Source organism: Paenibacillus sp. LC231 (assembly GCF_001860525.1).
Classification (GTDB): Bacteria; Bacillota; Bacilli; order Paenibacillales; family Paenibacillaceae; genus Paenibacillus_AQ.
The window spans coordinates 249,091-267,625 of sequence record NZ_JFOM01000054.1 but is presented as its reverse complement, the minus strand read 5'-3'; the positions used below and the strand labels follow the sequence as shown (position 1 = coordinate 267,625).

Genomic DNA, 18,535 nt, shown 5'->3' with positions numbered 1-18,535 from the left:
TGCTTTAGAAAACCGCTATAATGACGAGGTAGGGAGGGATTTTCGATGGAGCTTTTTCCGGATAAATACAAGCTCACCAAGCAGCAGAGCTTGTTTCTGGCCAAAAAGAAATGGGATGAAAATATATACTGCGGGATGAAGATGGAAAATCGCAATATTACATTTCCGCAAACGCAAACGATTTTGAATGGCGTTAACGTACCTAGCGTCACGCTGGACGATATTCAGGCGGTGCTCAACATGCGCGATGCCTGGCGGTACTTGTTCCATGCGATTGATGAACCGATTACCTTGACGCTGTTGTGCAAGCTGAACGAATTTGTGGCGCGAAATGAAGCGCTCGAATGGGGCGTACTGCGTAATGGCCGCGTTGGCAGCTCGGGAACGGATGATGTGCCTCCCCTTCCGGTACAAAGCGAGATCGAGCAGGAACTGGCGGACTTGCTGGCTGCCGATATGACGACCACCGAACGTGCTATTACGGCCTTTCTGTGGGGAGCCAGGCGGCAAATGTTCTGGGACGGCAATAAGCGAACCTCCCTCCTGCTGGCCAACAAGCTGCTCGTGGAGCATGGACATGGCATGCTGACGATTACGGAGAAGAACATGGAGCGTTTTAATGAACTGCTCTCCGCCTATTACAGTACCAATGAAATGAGCGAGATCAAACGTTTCTTGTACGAGCATGCGATCAGCGGTATTGATTTTGAGCCGGAGCGCCGCGAGCCGGAACGGGCGAGATAAGCCCGGCGTGATGAATCGATCCCAAAAGCCTGTTGCCCTTCACCGGCGGCAGGCTTTTTCTCTTGGCGTATCCAAACGAGGAGGCGTGAACCATTGGAATCGAATCAGGACAAGGTTTATCGGGTAGGGATTTATTGTCGCGTAGGCAGAAGGGATGACGGTATTGCAGAGAGCGCCGGTATTGCCGATCAAAAAACACGGTTGACGGAATACGTGGTGCAGCAGGGCTGGCGATTGGCGAATGTGTATGCGGATGATGGTTACAGCGGCATCCATTTCAACCGCCCGGCGTTTCAGGCCATGCTGCGGGACATCCAGGACGGAGGAATGGATTGCATCATGACCTGTGACTTGGCGAGGCTCAGTCGAAATCAATCGGAAGGGTTGTTGGTTTTGGAGCGCTTTTTTCCTGAGCGCAAGGTTCGGTTTTTGACGCTGGATGGCAGCGTGGATACGTTGAATCGGGGAGCGCTTAGCGCCTTACCAGCGCGCCATAGGTTCAACGTAAAGGATAGCGACCGGAAGGCGACAGAACGAAAACCGAATGCAGGAGAGAAAACGGCAAACCGCAGAAAGGGACATTGGCCTACACGCGGATAGTTCGAAGCTCGGACGCTGCCCATCCTATTCTTGATGTGCTTCGATGTGGCGAAGCTTGCCTAATGGAATGATCCATAGAGATGATCAATGACAGGTTCGCGCGTTCCGGCCGGATCAGGTATGTTTGTTATGGGAGGGAGCGCGCATGGAAAAGGAATGTTGGCAGCAACTGGAGCAGGTCTTTGACGATCTGGACAATGAAGTCACCCGGCGTTTGCGCAATGAGGAAGCTTATATGATGTGGGTTCAGCGGAGGGTTGAGATTCAATTGCAGCATCCGTTTATCAAGGGCATGATGGATGGCGATGCTGGTGTTTTTCCAAGCGATCAGGACTATCAAGCCTGGCTGGAGGTTCAAAAGACGCTGGATGAAACGATACGCATGGAACGTATGGCCCTTTATTGGCAAGGTCATGCGGATTGTTATGCATACCTGAAAAAAATAGGGGCGCTATAGCCTCAGAAACGCCATATACTGAACCCGACAAGTCTGTTGCCGACCGGTAACAGGCTTATTTACGTTCATCTCTGCTTGTGTGTGGACATTGAACAGGATGAAGATGTACGAAAGGAGCGAGTCGATGGCTTATGTAAGCAAAGAACAGATTGAGCGTGCCAAAGAATGGGACTTGCTGACGTATCTGCAACATGTCGAGCCTTATGAATTGGTAAAATGCTCACGAAATGCCTATGCGACACGCAGTCATGGCAGCTTGAAAATATCCAACGGCAAGTGGTTTTGGTGGTCGCGCGGGTTTGGCGGACGCTCGGCACTTGATTATCTCATTAAGGTGCGGGGAATTTCCTTGCCGGAGGCGGTGCTGCATATTAACGAGCAGGCTTCCCTCTCTCCATCACCGGTTTCGCAAGCGATTCAGGAGGAGAACGCTGCTGTTCCATTCGAGCTTCCCGAAGCCTATGAAAATGCAAGCCGCGTGGTTGCTTATTTGCGTGGACGGGGAATTGCCCGAGAGGTGATTGAGGCGTGTCTCCAAACAGGACGCCTGTATGAAAGCCGGAACTACCACAATGCGGTGTTTGTCGGTTTTGATGAGCAGGGCGTTCCACGCTATGCGGCGATTCGCGGAACGACTAGCACTCGCTATATGGGCGAAGTGCCGGGCAGCGATAAGCGTTATGCCTTCTCGCTTCCAGCAGCAGAGAACAGCGCTGAACTGCATCTGTTTGAGAGTGCCATTGATCTGCTGTCCTATTGCACGTTAATGTCGATTCGAGGAGAGGACTGGCGGCAAGTCCATCTTCTGTCGCTTGCGGGGATACACCGCCCCGCAGAGAATAAGGACGAGTCGGCACTTCCGGCTGCTCTTCTCTCCTATCTGGATCGCCACTCGGAAGTAAAGCGACTGGTGCTGCATTTGGACAATGATGAACCGGGACGCTTGGCAGCAGAGATGATCGAGCAGCAACTGGCTCAGAGCTATCTGTTGAAGAATGAACCGCCTGTCCAAAAGGATGTAAATGAGGACTTGATGGCGTACAAAAAGCAACGTGAGTTTCCAGCACGGTAGTATTGCGGCACAATGGCAAGCCGGCTCGTCATTCGCAATAATAAAAAAGTATCCATCTCAGGGGGAAGGGGGATTGAGCATGCAGTCGAGAGATGACAAGGAGCAAGGCGAGACAAGTTGGGATGCGGAGAAGATTGAAGCGGCATTGGTGGAGGCAGAGGAGCAAGCTCGCAGCGATAAGACGCGATATGATCATCATCAGGTCATGCGCGAGGCGCGACAAAAGATCAATCGAAAGGAACGTTGAGCGAGGTATTGTGTTCAAATTGAACCGGATCAAGGTTCCACGAAGACGCTGTTTGCACGGCGTCTTTTTTGTTTGCCCGCAGCCCCCTCTTTTTCCCGGCAGGTGTCCTGATGGCAACGTGTAACGTTGCAGCAAGCACTGAATTTGGCTGGCCGCCAAATTCGCTTGTTAGGGGCACCGCCCCTAAGACCCCTGCGTTTTCGCAGTAGTTGGCTTCAAGACAATCGCTATTCACGATGAATCGATTTTGAGGAGCAGTTTTTTTCAGTGAAAGGAGTGCTTCAATTGCGAGAGCGAAGAATCAAGATTATGGTTCGTTTGAACGAGCATGAACGAGAGCGTTTGGTTCAGCAAGTGAAGCAAACGGGGCTTTCTCAAGAAGCCTATATCCGCTCTCTGATCAACGGATATATTCCAAAATCATTACCGCCCCTGGATTACTACACCATGCTGCGTGAACTGAATGCTATTGGCAACAACCTGAATCAGCTTGCAGCGAAGGCGCATTCGACCGGCCATCCGGATCGCAATGCCTTCCAGCGTGAAGCGGAGGATTTGCGGCGGGCTATTCAACAGATACAAGAAGCGGTGACTGCGCCGGAGCCGCGTCAAACTCCTCTATAAGTGAGGAGAACAAGGTATGGCTACGACCGCGATATGGGATGTGAGCGACCGTCTAAAGCGCGTGTTGAATTATGCTGTCAATCCAGATAAAACGGATCAGGGGCGCACGGAAGCAGATGGTTTGCGACAGACGCTTGCCTACACCGGCTCAAACGCGAAAACGGAGCGGCAGCTTTATGTGAGAGGCATCAATTGCGATCCCATCACCGCCCATGAGCAAATGCAACGAACCAAGCGGCAATTCCAGAAGACGGGCGGTATTGTCGCTTTTCATGGCTACCAGTCCTTTGCGCCGGGGGAAACGACACCGGAGCAGGCACATGCCATCGGTGTGAAGCTGGCGCAAGCACTTTGGGGAGAACGCTTTGAAGTAGTCGTCGCCACCCACCTGGACAAGGATCATTTGCACAATCACTTCGTTCTCAATTCTGTCTCCTTCATAGATGGCAAACGTTACTACGACAATAAGGCGTCCTATGCGCGGATGCGGCAAACCTCCGACCGGCTATGCCGGGAGCATGCCTTATCCGTTATCGAGCATCCGGATCGCGGCAAGGCCAAGCAGTACGGGGAATGGCGAGCCGATCAGGAAAGCAAGCCGACATGGCGTGGCGTCATACGCGAGGACATGGACGCAGCTATTGCTGAGGCAAGGACGATGAGCCAATTTTATGCGCATCTGCAAGCGAAGGGGTATGAGATCAAAGCTCATGTCAAGCATTTGGCAGTCCGTCCGCCGGGCAAAACGAGATTTGTTCGCTTGCGCACCTTGGGTGAGGCCTACATGGAGGACGCGATCAAGCAACGTATTTTGAGCAGTACGTTATCGGAGAAAAAAGCAGCCATGCCGCTTCCGCGCCGTAAGCGAGCCGTGTTGATTCGAGGAAAGCGCTCAGCCAAGCATCGCAAGCTTTCCGGCCTTCAAGCGTTATATGTCCGTTATCTGTATGCTTTGGGCATTCTGCCCCGCTATCGTTCGTCTCCGAGACGAGCGTCTTTTTTGTTGCGAGAAGACCTGCGCCACTTGTCGCAAATCATTGAACAGACAAAGCTGCTCTGCCGTCATCAGCTTTCCAGCCGAGCGCAATTAGTAAGCTATTATGAAGCTCGACAGGTCGAGATGAGTGAGCGACAAATTGAACGTAAATTTTGTCGTAGGCGCTTGCGCAGTTGCCGACAGCCAGAGCAGATCGCAGCGTACCGTGAACAGATCGCGGCGCATTCCCGGCAACTCGCGCAGCTTCGAAAGGAGGTGAGGCTTTGCGCGGGCATTTTGGCGCGCTCCGATACGATCAAGGACAAGTTACACCAGCATGAAGAACAATTCAGGCATAAGGAGGTAGAAGCCCATGAGCGGAAACGAGGCGGCCGATCAGGTCGTCAGCATGAGTCTGCGCGGCATTGAAGTGATGGCGAAAATATCCGGCGAAGGCGCCAAGCATCTCGCCGTCTATTTGTTCGCCGTACTGCAAGGGCAAAAACAGACAAGGGGCCGCACGCGGTTGGAAAATTTGCTCCGCAGCGGGAAGGAATTGAAGGTATTCGCCGTGCGCAATGAGGACTTGCCTACCTTCTGCAAGGAAGCGAAGCGTTATGGCGTCCTGTACTGCGCGTTGCGGGACAAAAAGAATGTGGACGGCCTGTGCGATGTGATGGTGCGCGCCGAGGACGCCTCCAAAATCAATCGGATCGTGGAACGCTTCCAGTTGGCAACGGTGGATACGGCCAGCATCAAGCAGGAAATTGAACAAGCCCGTCAGGAGAAGCAGCCGGACAGCATGGAAGCGGAACGAGCGATGAAGGCCGCGACAACCGAGGAACACGAGCCGGTAACCAAGGAGCAGGAAGCTTCCTCACCGGCAATCAGCGAGGAGTTTTTAGATGAGCTGCTGGGAAAGCCGGAGCCGCCGGAGGGGGTGGAGCCGGAAAACGAGGTGCCGGAAGGCGAGCAGCCGGTGCACGAGGGGGAACCGCTGGCCGAAGCGGAGGAGCCGGAACGCCTCCCCCTGCCTCGCCAAGCCGAGAGCCAGAACCAAGCGGAACCCCTCTCTCCGTCCGTGCCTACCTCCGCGCACAACGAGGCATCCGACACGATCCGTGAACAGCCGAAGCCGAAGGTGTCCGTGCGGCAATTGCTGCGCGAAATTCGCGAAGAGAACCGAGCTGCGGAAAAACGGCGGCAAGAGCAGCAGCAAGAACGGGAGCCGGGCTTGCCGAAGCGGAAGAATCGGGGCAAGGCTCCTGTTGCCGTGAACGCTCCGGTCGAGACGCCAAAGCGTAGCGCTCGTAAGAGGGGCAAATGAGCCAGTGGGATGATTTGTTCCGCCAGGAAGCGCCACCGGTGACGGCCGCTTCGCAAAACCAGCCCTTCGACAAGGAGGCTTCGGTGCAGAAGAAGCAGGAGCTGCGCCAATGGACGTATGAAACCATTGATGCCACTACGGCTGCGGTCGCACAAACCGGCGAACAGCTTCAACAGTATTTGGATGTGCAAAGCCGCTTTGGCCGGTACAGTGTTTCCAATGCGCTGCTTATTATGGCACAGCGGCCGGAGGCAACGCGGATAGCAGATTTTGAAGGCTGGAAGGCAATGGGCTTCCACATTCGCCGCAAAGAAACCGGCTTTTACATTCTGGAGCCGGGCGAGACGTACAAACGCGAGGATGGCAGCACAGCGGTCAGCTACAACCCGAAAAAAATGTTTGATGTTGCCCAGGTGATTGGCGAGAAGCCGGTACTGCCGCCCCTGCCGGATGAACGCACCCGCATCAAGGCGCTCATGCATCGTTCACCGGTTCCGATTCAGATGGGTGACGCCTTGCCAGCGGACATGCATGCTCTCTATCAGCCGGATGTCCGCCAGATTGTCATACGCCGCGGGCTGTCGGCCGGTGATATTTTTCGTTCGCTTGCGCAGGAAATGGCGCATGCGGAAATGGATCAAGGTAAGGCCGACTATAGCCGCTCGGATAACCAGGTCCAAGCGTACAGTGTTGCCTATATGCTGAGCAAACAGTTCGGCGTGGAGACAGCGGGCTTCCGCTTCAACCGGGCTGTCGAAAGGCTGAAAGGGCTGGAGCCTCAACAGATTCGTGCGGAGTTAGCCGTTATCCGGGACACGGCCCACACGATGAATAGCCGGATGTACCACATGCTGGGCCAACTGCGGCAGCAGCAGCCGAGTCGCAGCGATACGGCTCGTTAACGTAATGCCTGACCAATGACCATTTCGATGACGTGGGAGGATGGCCGATGAAAGAGGACGAGCGTATTCTGAGCTTGGATCATTACGAGCATGGTATTGTCATCAACGCCTTGAACACCCTGCGCAATGGTTTGATCGGGGAGCGGCGATCGACAGATGCCGTGGACGATCTGCTGCTGAAAACGATTGATGCCCCCTATCGAAAAGCGAAGCATCGGAGCCAGCATGCGGCGCGCTAATTCCGCAACGAGTCAGTTTATACTCGTTGCGGTTTTTTTATTGCCGGTCATCTGGCTGGCGCTGCATGCCGCCCCTGCCCTATCGGACGGCTTGCCTGCCCTGCTATTGCAGCTCAGCGCGGCAATGGAGCATCCCTTCCATATCCGCTGGGTTGCCGATACGCCGCGCAGCCTGCTGCTCTTTACGCTGGCATATGCCGTCTGTACCGGCGTGTATCTGTCCTCGCTGCGCAACTATCGCAGGCGCGAAGAGCATGGCAGCGCCCGTTGGGGAAAGGCGAAGCAAATCAATGCCAAATACCGAAGCAAACAGCCAGAGCAAAACAAAATCCTGACGCAGCGCGTTCGGATCGGTCTTGACGGCCGTAAGCATCGGCGGAATTTGAATGTGCTGGTGGTCGGCGGATCGGGAGCCGGGAAAACACGCTTTTATGCCAAGCCCAATGTCATGCAAGGCCATACTTCCCTTGTCGTTCTCGATCCGAAGGGGGAGATTTTGCGGGATACCGGCGGTTTGCTCCGGGCAGACGGATATGACATCAAAGTGCTGGATCTCATTAACCCGCATCTGTCGCACGGCTACAATGCGTTTGCTTACTTGCGGGACGACAAGGACGTACTCAAACTGGTGACCAATCTTATTCGAAATACAACGCCAAAGGGCAGCAATACGAACGATCCGTTTTGGGAGCGTTCCGAAACGGCGTTGCTGGAGGCGCTTGTGCTGTACCTGCTTTATGAAGCGCCGCCGGAGGAGCAAAATTTCCCAATGGTGATGGAGATGATCGCGGCGGCGGAGGTTCGCGAAGAAGACGAAACGTATCAAAGCCCATTGGATGAACTGTTCGAGCGGCTGGCCATGCGCGAGCCTGACCATCTGGCGGTCAAGCAGTACAACATTTTCAAATTAGCAGCGGGCAAGACGGCAAAGTCCATCCTGATCGGTCTCGGAGTGCGGTTGGAAAAATTTAATCTGCCGACCATCGCAGGCATGAGCGTGGTGGATGAACTGGACTTGTCCGCCATGGGAACGAAAAAGACGGCGCTTTTTGCCGTTATTCCCGATAACGACAGCAGCTTCAACTTTATCGTCGGCATGCTGTATACGCAGTTGTTCCAGACTCTGATGTACGAAGCCGATTACCGGCATGGGGGGCGCTTGCCCGTTCATGTCCATTTTGTGATGGATGAATTTGCGAACGTCGCTTTGCCAACAGAGTTTGACAAGCTGCTTTCGACGATGCGCAGCCGGGAAATTTCGGTGTCCATCATCCTGCAAAATTTGGCGCAGCTCAAGGCGCTATATAAAGATGAATGGGAATCCATTGTCGGCAACTGCGACCTGTTCCTGTACCTCGGCGGCAATGAGCAATCCACCCACAAGTATGTGTCGGAGCTGCTCGGCAAGGAGACGCTCGATACGAACACGTATGGACTGAGCAAAGGGCGCAACGGGAGCTATTCAATTAACTATCAGCAGACAGGCCGGGAGCTACTGACGCCGGACGAGGTTCGGCTGCTGGACAACCGCTATGCGATATTGTTTATCCGCGGCGAACGGCCGGTGATGGATGAGAAGTACGACGTGCTTCGGCATCCCAACGTGCCGTTGACGCTGGATGGCAGCGGAGAAGCCTATCGGCACGGCGACGAGGGGCATGCTGTGGACTGGACAACGGTGGTGCTGCATGAGCAAGGCGACTATGAACTGTTGTCTGAGAGCGAACTGGAAGAGCTGATATTACAAGGAGATGATCGGCATTGAAGCGTAAAACACAATGGTTGCTGGCGTTCGGTACGATGATTGTACTCGGAACGGTAGGGACTTCGACGGCCTATGCCGCAGGCGATCCGATGGAAACGGTCAATAATTTCTCCAATTTCATTTTTGGCCTGATCCGGGCGGTAGGCATGATTATCTTGGGCTTCGGCATCGTTCAGATCGGCTTGTCGCTCAAGTCGCATGACCCATCCCAACGAGCCAACGGTTTTTTAACCTTGGCGGGCGGGGTCATTATTACATTTACGAAGGAAATTCTAGCTTTAATCGCGGGATAACCGATTACGCCGGAGGGGAGCGCTCGCTGCTCCCCTTCTGGACTAAAGGGTGAGGGCATGTCGAAAAACAGTTGGATCGAAGAAAATCTAGAGAACGCGCTGAACACCTGGAACGACAAAATGAACGAGATTTGGCAGCTTGTCACGCAGTCGCCAGCCGAGTTTAAGGGTGGCGTGATCTGGCAGGTGGTCACGGATATTCACGGTGCGCTGCAGGCGACCGGACTTGCGCTGCTGGTGCTGTTTTTCGTGGTCGGCGTGATGAAGACGGCGGGCAATTTTGCCGAGATCAAGCGGCCCGAATTGGCCGTCAAGCTGTTTATTCGCTTTATTCTCGCCAAGGCGGTGGTGACTTATGGGCTGGAACTGATGATGGGGCTGTTCACCATTGTGCAGGGCGTCATATCGACCATCATGGGGAACTCCGGCTTCGGGGCGATGGAAGGAATCAGCCTGCCGGGCACAATTTCACAAGCGATTGAGGATGTCGGGTTTTGGGAGAGCATCCCGTTGTGGATCGTCTCCTTGCTCGGCAGCCTGTTTATTACCGTGCTGTCGTTCATTATGATTCTGTCGGTCTATGGCCGTTTTTTCCGTATCTATTTGTACACCGCGATTGCACCGGTTCCGTTGTCGGCCTATGCCGGTGAGCCAAGCCAAAGCATCGGCACCTCCTTCCTCAAGGGCTACGCTGCGGCATGCCTGGAGGGCGCAATCATCGTGCTGGCCTGCATCATTTATGCCGCCTTTGCCGAAGCGCCGCCAGCCGTTGCGGATGGAACTGGAGCCGTGACGATGATTTGGACATACATTGGCGAGTTGATCTTTAACATGCTCGTATTGGTTGGCGTTGTCAAAATGGCAGACCGCGTAGTTCGAGAGATGATGGGCTTATAGAAAGATTCATGTTGAAAAAATAATGAGCCGCTCCCTCTTCTCCCCTCCTTCTACTATACTCTAAATGTATAATCTGTTTTGCTTGATTATATGTTTGACTTATTAGTGGTTCGTAAGTACCATTTATGTATCCTATAAAGATGATTTTGGCGCTGATCCGGATCGGCTCTCAGACGGGAGGATAATCGATGAAAGAGTTGGAGCGAGAGCTGGAAGAAGAACGGAAACGCTTGAACGAATTGGGATTGCGCCTGATAAAGCAATCCATTTCGTTAGCCGACAATCGAGAAATGCAGGAACTCAGTCAGAAAGTCGATCTTCTCGTGGTTCGTTCTCAACGCAGGAAGCGTGTACAGAAGCAGCATGAACGGTAGTAGAAGAAGGGGAGGGGGAGCGCGTATGGAGTTTCCATCATGGTTCAGGCAAATCATTCAAAAGAGATTGGACAAGGTGACGGCCAAGATAGCCTATCATCCCGATCTGGAGCAAATACGGAGGGAGGAAGAGAAAGCCTTTCAGGCTTTGTTTGCCGGGATCGACCTGAAGCAATCACCGGCCTTTTCAGAATGGGAGGATCGGCATGGCTTGCTGCTTGCCATGATGAATGAGAAGCTGTATTTGAGAGGCATGCAGGATGGCATTCAACTCGCTGTTGCGCTGCTGTCCCCCTTGATCTGGCAGGAAGAGGATGAGCCTTTGGAAGGGTAACTCTGTTCTATGGCAGCAGAAGATTGGGAGGATGCGTATGGAGATCAAAATTAACCGGGAGATCCGGGCATATACGGAAAGCTTATTCTTTGGACTGTCCTTGCGGCAGTTCTTTTTTTCTGTTCTGGCCATAGGCGCGGCGATTGGCCTGTACTTTGGCTTGCGGAGTCAAGTGGGCATCGAAACGGTAAGCTGGATGTGTATCCTCGGGGCAGCACCTTGTGCTGCGCTGGGCTTTATTCAGTACCACGGCATGACCGCAGAGCAACTGCTGTGGGCGTATATCAAGTCGGAGTTTCTGATGCCGAAGCGGCTCGTCTTCCATTCGACCAACCATTATGTTGAAGCGCTGCGGTTGAAGCTACGGCAGCGCGGTCTGGAGGAGACGCGATGATTAAAACGCTCAAGCGCATCCTGAGCCAAGACAAGGAGCGCTTTGTCGTTCCCAAGGGTGTTCAACAAGCGATCCCGATTCGAGCCATGTGGCCGGACGGGATTTTTTGGGTTGGCAACAAATTCTCCAAGTCGTTTCGCTTTGAGGATATTAATTATGCTGTGGCCTCACGAGAGGACAAGGAAGCGATGTTCCTCGCTTACGGCGAACTGCTTAATTCATTGGACAGCGGAGCAACGACGAAAATTACGATCAACAACCGGCGACTAAACCGGACTGACTTGGCTGATTCAATTCTGATCCCGCTGCGGGAGGACGGGTTAGACCCGTACCGGGAGGAATATAACCGCATGCTGCTCGACAAAGCGACCGGCGCCAATGAAACGTATCAGGAAAAGTACATCACCGTCTCCATTGTAAAAAAGAACATTGAGGAAGCGCGGCAATATTTTGCGCGGATCGGTGCCGAGTTGTCCGGGCATTTTACACGGCTCGGCTCCAAATGTACGGAGCTGAATGCGACGGATCGCTTGCGCAGGCTGCATGATTTTTATCGCATTGGCGAGGAAGCCGACTTTCGCTTCGATTTGTCGGAAACGATGCGCAAAGGCCATGATTTCAAGGACTACATTTGTCCGGACACACTGGAGTTTGAGCGGGATCATTTTCGCATGGGACGCTTCTATGGCCGCGCGCTCTTCCTGCGGGAATATGCCAGCTACATCAAGGATAGCATGGTTGCCGAGTTGTGCGACCTGAACCGCAATCTGCTGTTGTCGTTAGATGTCATCCCGATCCCGACCGACGAGGCGGTGCGCGAGGTGGAAAACCGGCTGCTCGGCGTGGAAACCAACATTACGAACTGGCAGCGGCGACAGAACAAAAACAACAACTTTTCGGCGGTCATCCCCTATAACATGGAGCAGCAGCGCAAGGAGAGCAAGGAGTTTCTGGACGATCTGACCACGCGGGATCAGCGGATGATGTTCGGACTGCTCACGATGGTGCATATTGCGGAGAGCAAGGAACAGCTTGACCAGGACACCGAAGCTTTGCTTACGACAGCCCGCAAGCATCTGTGCCAGCTTGCCCCGCTGACCTTCCAGCAGATGGACGGTCTGAATACGGTTTTGCCGTATGGGCTTCGCAAGGTGCATGCGTTGCGGACGCTAACGACCGAAAGCACGGCGGTCTTTGTCCCATTCCGCGCCCAGGAGGTCATGCATCCCGGCGGCGTTTACCAAGGGCAGAACGTCATCAGCAAAAACATGATTTTTGCCAGCCGTAAGCAGTTGCTGAACGGAAATAGCTTTATTTTGGGCGTTCCCGGCTCCGGCAAAAGCTTCACGGCAAAACGTGAAATCGTGAACCAGGTGCTGGCAAGCGACGATGATGTGATCCTGATCGACCCGGAAAGGGAATATTCCGCCTTGGTGAAGGCGCTTGGCGGCGAGACGATTCATATCTCGGCTACATCGTCGAACCACATTAATGCGATGGATTTGAACCGGCAGTATGGCGACGGAGCCAATCCGATCATTCTGAAGTCCGAGTTTGTGTTGTCGCTGTGTGAGCAGTTGATGGGCGGGTACCCGTTGGGGGCAAAGGAAAAATCGCTGATCGACCGTTGCACCGCCAGCGTCTATCGAAGCTTCTTGCAGAGCCAATACAAGGGGGAGCCGCCAACGCTGCGAGACTTCCATGCCGAGTTGCAAAGGCAAGCGGAGCCGGAGGCGCAGGACATTGCGCTTGCAATTGAGCTGTTTACGTCCGGCAGCTTGAACACGTTTGCCCAACCGACAAACGTCAACGTGAATAACCGGCTGATCTGCTACGACATTCTGGATTTGGGCAAGCAATTGCTTCCGATTGGGATGCTGGTTGTGCTGGATAGTATTCTCAACCGCATCACGCAAAACAGGGTAAAGGGCAAAAACACGTATATCTTCATTGACGAAATTTATTTATTGTTCCAACACGAATACAGCGCCAACTTTCTGTACGCGCTTTGGAAACGCGTCCGAAAGTATGGCGCTTTTTGTACGGGCATCACGCAAAATGTGGACGACTTGCTGCAAAGCCATACCGCGAGGACGATGCTGGCCAACAGCGAATTTATTGTGATGCTGAATCAGTCCAGTACAGATCGCAAGGAACTTGCGGAATTGCTGAATATTTCGGATTTGCAGCTCTCCTACATCACCAATGTGGACGCCGGGAACGGGCTGATGAAGATCGGGAGTTCGTTGGTTCCTTTCTCCGATCAGTTCCCGCGGGACACAATGCTGTATCAGTTAATGACCACGAAGCCGGGCGAATAGGCAAGCTGAAGGAGCGGCAGGATAGATGCTGCTCCTTTAGCTCACACGATTTAATCGCCGTCTCCCTCGGTCAACAGCGCCTTCAAAATACGGTGAGCTTGGCGCTGCCGGGCTTCGTCCTGCTGCAAGAGCAGCAGCAAACTCTCCCATATCCAAGGATTCTCTTGCAAGCTGCCTGCTTGGTCGCCAAACAGGTCATGGACTGACATATGTAAACCGGAAGCGATTTTTTCAATCGTATTCAATTTGACATTGATTTCGCCGCGTTCCACTTGGGCAAGGTAGCTGCCAGCCATGCCAATGCGCTCGCCCAACTGCTCTTGTGTCAAATGATGAGCCATTCGATGCAGGCGAATTCTGGCCCCTACAATTTGCGCAAACGTACCCATACCATACCACAACCTCTCTACTAAAAGTGTAGACTACACTTCCAGAGGGGTGGAGAGTCTTAAAACTATAGGTACAACCACAAATTATAGTTTTAGAGGATAATGGATTATACGAGGCAGGATGAAATCGCAAAGGGGAGGAACTCGGCACTCAGCCGAGGCTCCTCCCCTGATATTGTTCAATCAAGTATTCATGCGCTTAACCAAACAGAGCTTGGCGAACCGTGAGCTTGATCTTTTTTCTCAAGCGATAGATGCGCGTCGTGACAGCCGTTTTCGACAGGCTGTATTTCTGGCTGAGCGCGTGTATGGAGAGGCGTTCCTTGAAGTAATCGACATACAATTCTGTTTCCACGCGGCTGAGCTTCTGTAAGACATGCTGAGCTAGGCTGTCCATGTTCAAGGTCGCGATTAAAACCTCGTACAATTCAAAACTGTTGGCGGTCAATTGATTGGCGATGCTGTCGCTGATCGGAATTTCGTATTTTCGTCGTCGATAAAGCTTTCGGAACAGAGTGTTCACTTGATTCCGTGCGGTCTTGTACAGCCAGCCCGCAAGATTGGGATGAGCTTGCAAGGTTGCGATATTTACTTGCACCTGCACAAAGGTGTTTTGCGCACATTCCTCGGCCATCTCGACGGCCTGCCCCCGTGTTAACCTCTTGCAGTAGTTCAAAATGCGGGTGAAATACCTGCGAAACACATCCACAAAAAACGTTTCATGACTCCCGAGATTCATCAAAATCGCGCCCTCCTTCTAATTTCAGGTACACAGACAACGATGAATGGAACGGAGCGGCTGGGCAACGTGAACGTAGGCTGCTTTTGTTAATCCCCCCCTTTTATGAACAGCTATGTATACAAGCAGCAAGCAGACACAGAGAGTCTTCCCGCTGTTGTATCTTCAACCCCTCCATCATTCAACTGGTTCCAAAGGCATTGCTTATCCCGCAACGGATGGCTTTCGATGAGCAGATTCTCCCGGGAAATGGTATCGAATCCCGGTCGTTTTGTCATGAATTGACGTTTTTTTGACGCAATATGTGATTTTACGACTAGATAGCGACATGTTGTATAAGGGAATTTTACCCTAATTTTAAATCTTCGCCCAATGGTTCTTTTGGACTAACTTATTCAGTTGGAGTAGAGCAGGCTGGAGGTTTTGAACATCCATCATTTGCATTCCGGCTAGCGCCAGGACAACTTGAGACAAGCTATCACGGCGGTGCTGCCTTGCGGGCAGGAGCTGATAGATATGCGATGTCCTCGAATGTACGATAGCTTGATTTCTTCCCCCTGTCTTGCTTCTGGTAGTGGGAAGTTTGCTTTCCCGCGACAATCGGCTATACGCGGAATGAAATATGTGTTAGCCGGAACCTCTCAAGCGGGAGGTTCTTTTTGTCTGCCAGAACATCGAAGGAAGCGATGGACAGGCAGCAGGGGGTGCCGCTCCCCGCCTCCGGTTTGGTTTTACGAAAAAACCAAACCGGAGGCGAACAAAATGAAGATAAAAATCAACCTGCGTGAAATCTATCCCTTCTACCAAACCGATATTTGGGTGGAGGTTGAAGAAGAGATGGCTCGCGAGCTGCGACAGTTTGATTTGGATGAAAGCGCGTACATTTTAAGGAGATATCGAAATCGAGCGTATTTCTCCCTGGATCGGGAAGATGGAATTGAGCAAGAAGCCTTGCTCAATCCGGCTTCCCCGGAAGAACTGCTGCTGCAAAAGGCTTCCCGTGAAGAGTTATACAAAGCCTTGTGCCAATTGCCGAGCAAATGGGTTCAACGAATTTATGCGCATTATATGTTGGGTATGAGCAAAGTTGCGATAGCGCGGTCGGAACAAATAGATGAGAGTACGGTGCGTAAATCAATTGAGCGGGGACTTAAGCAGTTGGCACGGTTGTTAAAATCGGAGTAGATGAGATCAGTGAAACGCTAATCAAACAGGCTATGAACAAATGCGTGACGAAGTGTGGTCACGCATTTGTTGTTCACTTTGAAATATACTTGTGCAGCAGACATGATCGATGACGGCAAAGTTCTCCTGATGGTGGGCAAATGTTTTATGGTTATCGATTTGAGTTATCGGGCAAGTACCTTCGGCCGGATGAATTGGACACTGTGGAAGCTGTATACGCTTATGTGATGGATAAAATAAGCCATACTACCCGCGTGTGATGGTGACGGCGCGGGGGCCCGGCGTTTGCTGCGGCAATGGAACGGGTGGGGTTCCCGGTTCCGGTTCCACAACATGCGCTTGAAGCCCAAGACATCCTATAAAAAGCATTATGCAGCGCTTCCCAATCCATCCCAACCTACGTCTATATTTAGGAAACCATTAGGAAGGGATAGACTTATAGGCTCGTGGCCGCGTTATTACGATAGTCTCAAACTGTTCTCTCCAGCACGTTTCTCGTCGATGCCAGGCATGAAGTTCCCCGGCGATCCGAATGGCTATCCCAAGCGTGATGAAGTCATTCGTTATTTACAGGATTACCGGGCAAAATTTCAATTGCCGGTCCGAACCAATCAGCGCGTAGCATCGGTCGAAAGGGATGGAGAAGGGTTTACGGTCCGTACGGCGGTAGGGGATACGTTTCGGGCGCGCACCATCATTAATGCGACCGGCTCCTTTCACAATCCCTATACGCCAGTTGTGCCGGGGCAGGAGGCGTTTCAAGGCCGCACACTTCATTCCTCCGAATACCGGAATCCGGAGCCATTTCGCAATCAACGCGTCGTAGTGGTCGGGCGCGGCAATTCTGCCGTACAGATCGGTGTTGAGCTGGCCGAGGTGAGCAAGACGTCTTTAGCGGTACTCCGGCCGGTCCAATTCATGAAATCGAGGCTGTTGGGTCAGGATGTGCATTTTTGGATCAAACTGATTGGGTTTGACACCTTTCCATTTTGGCGGTTCGGGAAAACCGCGCCGAGTTCAAGTGCGGTGAACGATTCAGGCGGGTACAAAGAAAAAGTAGCGGCAGGAAAACCGGATCAACAACCGATGTTCACATCCTTTTATGAGGATGGCGTCATTTGGCCGAACGGGACAAAAGAGCCGGTGGATACGGTGATCTTTGCGACAGGCTACCGGCCGTATCTTCCCTACCTTCAAGCGATTGGCGCGCTGGATGCGGAAGGAAGGCCGTTACATCAAGCAGGCATAAGCGACGTTCCGGGGCTTTATTATGTGGGGCTGGAAGGGCAGCGTTCCTTTGCTTCTGCTACCTTAAGGGGGGTGGGGCCGGACGCGCAGTTTGTTGTTAAAAAGCTTTTGCATCATCTTAAACACTGAATGCTTACATTTTTTGATAAAAGGATGGAACCGACTTGAACCTCAATTGGTTTGCTGCGGAAATGCTCATGAAACAACGCCAAAGGGAAATCGAACGATCTGCTAGAGAAGCGTGGAAATGGTAAGACGCTATGCAAAAGCAATCGGTCCGATTCTTTAGTAGGCGGCCAATCATTCGTGCAACACCAACGGCTTGTTGCGCTGCGAGCTGCTGTTGATTGTATAAAAAAACTAAGGAGTGATCTTTCATGAATCAAGTGAGTAATTGTCAAATTCGTCAAAACGTTCGGAATCGGTATAAGGAGATCGTCTTACAGGACGTAGGGGCGGGGTCCTGTTGTACGCCAGCGCCAGCTAATGCTTGCTGTGAGTCGCCCGCGGACGTTTCCGCTAAAATGGGCTACTCGTCAGAAGAACTGACAGCCGTTCCGGATGGGGCGAACCTTGGCCTCGGCTGTGGCAATCCGCAAGCCATTGCCGCTTTGCAACCGGGAGAAGTCGTGCTGGACCTGGGCAGCGGCGGCGGGTTTGATTGCTTTCTTGCCTCCCGTCAGGTGGGCGCTTCCGGCCGCGTCATTGGTGTAGATATGACACCGGAAATGGTCAGCCGCGCTCGCGAAAATGCCAGTAAAAGCGGATTTACCAATACGGAATTTCGGCTGGGCGAGATCGAGCATCTGCCGGTTCAGGATCATTCGGTTGACGTAATTATTTCAAACTGTGTCATTAATCTGTCCCCATCGAAGCAGCAGGTTTTTGACGAGGCGTTCCGTGTGCTGCGTAACGGCGGCAGACTGGCCATATCGGATGTCGTGGCAACAGCCGATTTTCCGGAAGAAATCAAGCAGGATATCGACCGTATCTATTCAGGGTGCATTTCAGGAGCTTCCTCCGTCGGCGAACTGGAGGCCATGCTTGCGCAAAGCGGTTTTACCCAAATTGAGATTGAACCTAAAGACGAATCCCGGACATTCATCAAGGAGTGGATTCCCGGCGCAAATATCGAACAATACCTGGTGTCCGCCGCGATACGTGCCATCAAGCCATGAGCAGTGACGGGCTGAACTGTTGCAACTCGTGTTGAGCCGAACAAGCATAAATAAGAAGGCGCTGCCGGTTAGCTGGCAGCGCCATCGCCTTTGCAACGTATAGCTGCGCTTTGCGGTTTATACCCTATATATTTCGCATCCCCTTTATAAGGAAATATTGCGAAGCTGACCATCAATATGTTTGGTTCCATACAGCGGCGGTATTTTGCCTTCCTCCAGAATCGTGCGCG

Annotated in this window: 22 protein-coding genes and 1 pseudogene; 21 read left to right on the top strand and 2 right to left on the bottom strand. The window is 52.6% G+C overall.

Annotated elements, in window-relative coordinates:
• The first annotated feature begins 45 nt into the window (after positions 1 to 45).
• The 17 genes from AK95_RS30225 (at position 46) to AK95_RS30150 (ending at position 13,566) form a co-directional block, all read left to right on the top strand.
• On the top strand, positions 46 to 744 hold the full coding sequence (locus AK95_RS30225; protein ID WP_071223610.1) for a Fic family protein: 699 nt from the start codon (positions 46 to 48) through the stop codon (positions 742 to 744).
• 93 nt (positions 745 to 837) lie between these two features.
• A complete protein-coding gene (locus AK95_RS30220) occupies positions 838 to 1,344 on the top strand; it encodes a recombinase family protein (protein ID WP_071223609.1) in 507 nt (168 codons plus the stop codon).
• A 145-nt stretch (positions 1,345 to 1,489) separates the two neighbouring features.
• Positions 1,490 to 1,801, top strand: coding sequence for a DUF6664 family protein (locus tag AK95_RS30215; protein ID WP_071223608.1), 312 nt, complete (start codon positions 1,490 to 1,492; stop codon positions 1,799 to 1,801).
• Positions 1,802 to 1,925: 124 nt separating this feature from the next.
• Entirely contained in the window at positions 1,926 to 2,873 is a 948-nt protein-coding gene (locus AK95_RS30210; protein WP_071223607.1) for a DUF3991 and TOPRIM domain-containing protein, read from the top strand.
• 79 nt (positions 2,874 to 2,952) lie between these two features.
• On the top strand, positions 2,953 to 3,120 hold the full coding sequence (locus tag AK95_RS34350) for a hypothetical protein (RefSeq protein WP_162487671.1): 168 nt from the start codon (positions 2,953 to 2,955) through the stop codon (positions 3,118 to 3,120).
• Positions 3,121 to 3,405: 285 nt separating this feature from the next.
• Positions 3,406 to 3,744 (top strand): plasmid mobilization protein, encoded by a 339-nt coding sequence (locus AK95_RS30205; protein ID WP_071223659.1) that lies wholly within the window; start codon positions 3,406 to 3,408, stop codon positions 3,742 to 3,744.
• 121 nt (positions 3,745 to 3,865) lie between these two features.
• A complete protein-coding gene (locus tag AK95_RS30200; protein WP_481855871.1) occupies positions 3,866 to 5,149 on the top strand; it encodes a relaxase/mobilization nuclease domain-containing protein in 1,284 nt (427 codons plus the stop codon).
• The gene (locus tag AK95_RS30195) at positions 5,094 to 6,047 is read left to right on the top strand and encodes a PcfB family protein (protein ID WP_071223605.1); all 954 of its coding nucleotides are present in this window, start codon (positions 5,094 to 5,096) and stop codon (positions 6,045 to 6,047) included. The genes AK95_RS30200 and AK95_RS30195 overlap by 56 nt, the downstream gene beginning before the upstream one ends.
• The gene (locus AK95_RS30190) at positions 6,044 to 6,949 is read left to right on the top strand and encodes an ArdC-like ssDNA-binding domain-containing protein (protein WP_071223604.1); all 906 of its coding nucleotides are present in this window, start codon (positions 6,044 to 6,046) and stop codon (positions 6,947 to 6,949) included. Before AK95_RS30195 ends, AK95_RS30190 begins: the two co-directional genes overlap by 4 nt.
• Positions 6,950 to 6,996: 47 nt before the next feature.
• Positions 6,997 to 7,188: a hypothetical protein gene (locus AK95_RS30185; protein WP_071223603.1), complete on the top strand. Its 192-nt coding sequence runs from the start codon at positions 6,997 to 6,999 to the stop codon at positions 7,186 to 7,188.
• Positions 7,175 to 8,953, top strand: coding sequence for a VirD4-like conjugal transfer protein, CD1115 family (locus tag AK95_RS30180; protein WP_071223602.1), 1,779 nt, complete (start codon positions 7,175 to 7,177; stop codon positions 8,951 to 8,953). The genes AK95_RS30185 and AK95_RS30180 overlap by 14 nt, the downstream gene beginning before the upstream one ends.
• The gene (locus AK95_RS30175) at positions 8,950 to 9,246 is read left to right on the top strand and encodes a glutamyl-tRNA amidotransferase (RefSeq protein ID WP_071223601.1); all 297 of its coding nucleotides are present in this window, start codon (positions 8,950 to 8,952) and stop codon (positions 9,244 to 9,246) included. The genes AK95_RS30180 and AK95_RS30175 overlap by 4 nt, the downstream gene beginning before the upstream one ends.
• Positions 9,247 to 9,303: 57 nt before the next feature.
• On the top strand, positions 9,304 to 10,143 hold the full coding sequence (locus tag AK95_RS30170; protein ID WP_071223600.1) for a VirB6/TrbL-like conjugal transfer protein, CD1112 family: 840 nt from the start codon (positions 9,304 to 9,306) through the stop codon (positions 10,141 to 10,143).
• A 188-nt stretch (positions 10,144 to 10,331) separates the two neighbouring features.
• Positions 10,332 to 10,517: a hypothetical protein gene (locus AK95_RS30165; protein ID WP_071223599.1), complete on the top strand. Its 186-nt coding sequence runs from the start codon at positions 10,332 to 10,334 to the stop codon at positions 10,515 to 10,517.
• A 25-nt stretch (positions 10,518 to 10,542) separates the two neighbouring features.
• The gene (locus AK95_RS30160; protein ID WP_071223598.1) at positions 10,543 to 10,851 is read left to right on the top strand and encodes a hypothetical protein; all 309 of its coding nucleotides are present in this window, start codon (positions 10,543 to 10,545) and stop codon (positions 10,849 to 10,851) included.
• A 37-nt stretch (positions 10,852 to 10,888) separates the two neighbouring features.
• A complete protein-coding gene (locus AK95_RS30155; protein WP_071223597.1) occupies positions 10,889 to 11,245 on the top strand; it encodes a PrgI family protein in 357 nt (118 codons plus the stop codon).
• A complete protein-coding gene (locus AK95_RS30150; RefSeq protein ID WP_071223596.1) occupies positions 11,242 to 13,566 on the top strand; it encodes a VirB4-like conjugal transfer ATPase, CD1110 family in 2,325 nt (774 codons plus the stop codon). The genes AK95_RS30155 and AK95_RS30150 overlap by 4 nt, the downstream gene beginning before the upstream one ends.
• Before the next feature lie 50 nt (positions 13,567 to 13,616).
• On the opposite strand, the gene AK95_RS30145 is transcribed toward AK95_RS30150, so the two are convergent.
• Positions 13,617 to 13,955: a helix-turn-helix domain-containing protein gene (locus AK95_RS30145; RefSeq protein ID WP_071223595.1), complete on the bottom strand. Its 339-nt coding sequence runs from the start codon at positions 13,953 to 13,955 to the stop codon at positions 13,617 to 13,619.
• Between the two features lie 199 nt (positions 13,956 to 14,154).
• A complete protein-coding gene (locus tag AK95_RS30140; protein ID WP_071223594.1) occupies positions 14,155 to 14,694 on the bottom strand; it encodes an RNA polymerase sigma factor in 540 nt (179 codons plus the stop codon).
• Between the two features lie 659 nt (positions 14,695 to 15,353).
• Between AK95_RS30140 and AK95_RS35200 the strand changes: the two genes are divergently transcribed.
• The 4 genes and pseudogenes from AK95_RS35200 to AK95_RS30125 all read left to right on the top strand — a co-directional run bounded on the left by AK95_RS35200 (position 15,354) and on the right by AK95_RS30125 (position 18,305).
• Positions 15,354 to 15,482 (top strand): hypothetical protein, encoded by a 129-nt coding sequence (locus AK95_RS35200; protein ID WP_268801977.1) that lies wholly within the window; start codon positions 15,354 to 15,356, stop codon positions 15,480 to 15,482.
• Complete coding sequence (locus AK95_RS30135; RefSeq protein ID WP_071223593.1) at positions 15,457 to 15,879, top strand: RNA polymerase sigma factor; 423 nt, start codon at positions 15,457 to 15,459, stop codon at positions 15,877 to 15,879. The genes AK95_RS35200 and AK95_RS30135 overlap by 26 nt, the downstream gene beginning before the upstream one ends.
• A gap of 429 nt (positions 15,880 to 16,308) precedes the next feature.
• A pseudogene (locus tag AK95_RS30130) lies at positions 16,309 to 17,256 on the top strand (flavin-containing monooxygenase); the annotation flags it as partial.
• A gap of 248 nt (positions 17,257 to 17,504) precedes the next feature.
• On the top strand, positions 17,505 to 18,305 hold the full coding sequence (locus AK95_RS30125; RefSeq protein WP_071223592.1) for an arsenite methyltransferase: 801 nt from the start codon (positions 17,505 to 17,507) through the stop codon (positions 18,303 to 18,305).
• The last annotated feature ends 230 nt before the right edge of the window (positions 18,306 to 18,535 follow it).